The organism is Pseudomonas sp. Ma2-10, from assembly GCF_054330215.1.
Map to the genome: position 1 here is coordinate 1 of NZ_JBTEYL010000060.1, position 2332 is coordinate 2332.

Genomic DNA, 2332 nt, shown 5'->3' on the forward strand with positions numbered 1-2332 from the left:
TGCAGCCGGCAGTTCTGGATCGAGCGGCAACCACGCCGCGCCGGCATGCACGATACCGAGCAAGGCCACGACCATTTCCACGGAGCGCTCCATGCACACGGGCACGATGGCGCCGCTGCCAATACCGGCCGCGCGCAAGGCTTTGGTGACGGTTTGCGCGCGTTGATGGAGCTCGGCATAACTCAGGCGCTGGCCTTCGAACACCAGCGCCGGGGCGTTGGGGCTCAGGGCCGCTTGTTGAGTCAGGGCCGTGTGCAGATTGGTCGGGCCGCTGTAATGACGTTCGGTCGCGTTCCAGCGATCCAGTTGCTGCTGATCCTGTTTTTGCGGGAACAACTCGACCAGCGTCCGTGTCGGCGTTGCCACCAATGCGTCCAGCAGCGCACACCATTGCGCGCTCCAGCGCTGCATCGTCAATGGGTCAAACAGCGCCGCCTGGTATTCCAGGGCGAGGATCATGTCGCTGCCATCGTCCTGGACTTCCCAGCTCTGTTCGAACTTGGCGTCGATCACCGGCAGCGTCTGCTCTTCGATGTTCAGGCCCGGCCATTGGCTGCTGTCCATGCGGCCGTGGTTAAGGGAGAACATCACCTGGAACAGCGGCGTGCGGTTCAGGTCGCGACGCTGGGCCACGGCGCCGACTAATGTGGCGAACGGCAGGTCGGCATGGGCCTGGGCGGCGCGCAAATCGGCTTCAAGGTTGGCCAGCAACTGCTCGGCCGGGGCCTGTTGATTGACTTCGCTGCGGATCACCAACGTATTCACCAGACACGCCAGCAGTGCCTGTGTTTGCGGCTGATCGCGCTGATCGGCCGGGGTGCCGAGGCGAATATCACGCTGACCGCTGTAGCGCGCAAGCAAGGCGCTCAAAGCAGTGGCCAGTACCACATAGGTGGTGCTGCCGCGTTGACGGGCGAACTGACGGATCGCTTCCGCTCGCTGAGCGCCGAGGCTGACTGTCAGCCGTTGGGCGCGACGATCCGCTTCGGCACCGCGTGGATGGTCCAGGGGCAGATCGAGCTGGTAGTCGTCCTGGTCGAGGTGATTTTTCCAGTAATTGAGGCTGTCATTGCGCCGAGCCTGGGTATCCGGATGCTGCTGCCACAGGGCGAAGTCGACATAGTCGACGTCCAGCGCGGTCCAGGCCGGCGACTGACCGTTCAGGCCGGCGCTGTAGGCCTGGGCCAGTTCGTCGATCAGCAACTGCATCGCCCAACCGTCGGTGGCGCTGTGGTGCAGGCACACCAGCAACAGGCTTTCGTCGCTGCCCTGACGTTGCAACAGGTGTGCCCGCCAAGGTGCGGCGGTGGCCAGGTCGAACGGTGCCATCAGCTCGTTCTGAGCCTCGGCGCACGCCGCCGCCCAGTCTTGTGTGGTGACCGACGTGACCGCGAGCGGCGGGCCCTGATTGTCGATCAGCAACTGCGGATCGCCTTCAACTTCAACGATGCGGCTGCGCAATACCAGATGGCGCTCGCTGACGTGTTCGAATGCCTCGCGCAAGGCCTGTACCTGAAGCTCGCCGTGCAAGGTCAGGGCGAACGGCATGTGATATTCGCGCGAATCCGGCACCAGACGGCTGAGCATCCAGAACCGTTGCTGAGCCAGGCCCAGCGGCAATTGTGCTGGACGCGGTTGGGCGGTGATCAGTTCGCCCGGCATTGCCGCGCGCAGATGACCGGCCAGCGCCGCCACCGTCGGCTGGGCGAATACCAGCGCCAGCGGCAGGCTGGCGCCGAGGCGTTCACGAACCCGGGCGACCAGTCGCGTGGCCAGCAAGGAATGGCCGCCGAGGTGGAAGAAATGATCGTCGATCCCCACTAGCGGGCATTCCAGCACTTCGCTAAACAACGCGCACAGCACGGTTTCAGTGGTGTTGCGCGGCGCTCTGCGTGGCTGGTCGCTTTTGGTTTCCGGCCATGGCAGGGCGGCCAACGCCTTGCGATCGAGTTTGCCGTTGCTGTTGAGCGGCAGGCTGTCGAGTTGCACCCACAGGCTTGGCAGCATGTGCGACGGCAAGTTGTCGCTCAATGCCGCACGCAGCGAAGCTTCTTCGGCGTCACCGCACCAGAAGCTCACCAGACGCTGATCAAGCAGCAATGTGGCAGCGTCGCGAACGCCGGCCTGCGCCAGCAGTTCAGCATCGATTTCTCCCAGCTCGATCCGCTGACCGCGCAGTTTCACTTGATGGTCGAGACGCCCGAGGTATTCGATATTGCCATCGGCGAGGAAGCGGCAACGGTCGCCGGTGCGGTACAGGCGATCACCGTCGATGAACGGGCTGGCGAGGAAACGTGCCTCGGTCAGGTCCGCACGTTTCAGGTAACCGCGC

Annotated in this window: 1 protein-coding gene; it reads right to left on the minus strand. The window is 64.1% G+C overall.

Features of this window, described 5'->3' with window-relative positions; genetic code table 11:
• Window positions 1-2332: condensation domain-containing protein (locus tag ACXPVS_RS27205; protein ID WP_458512638.1), on the minus strand; the 2332-nt coding region annotated here is incomplete at both ends.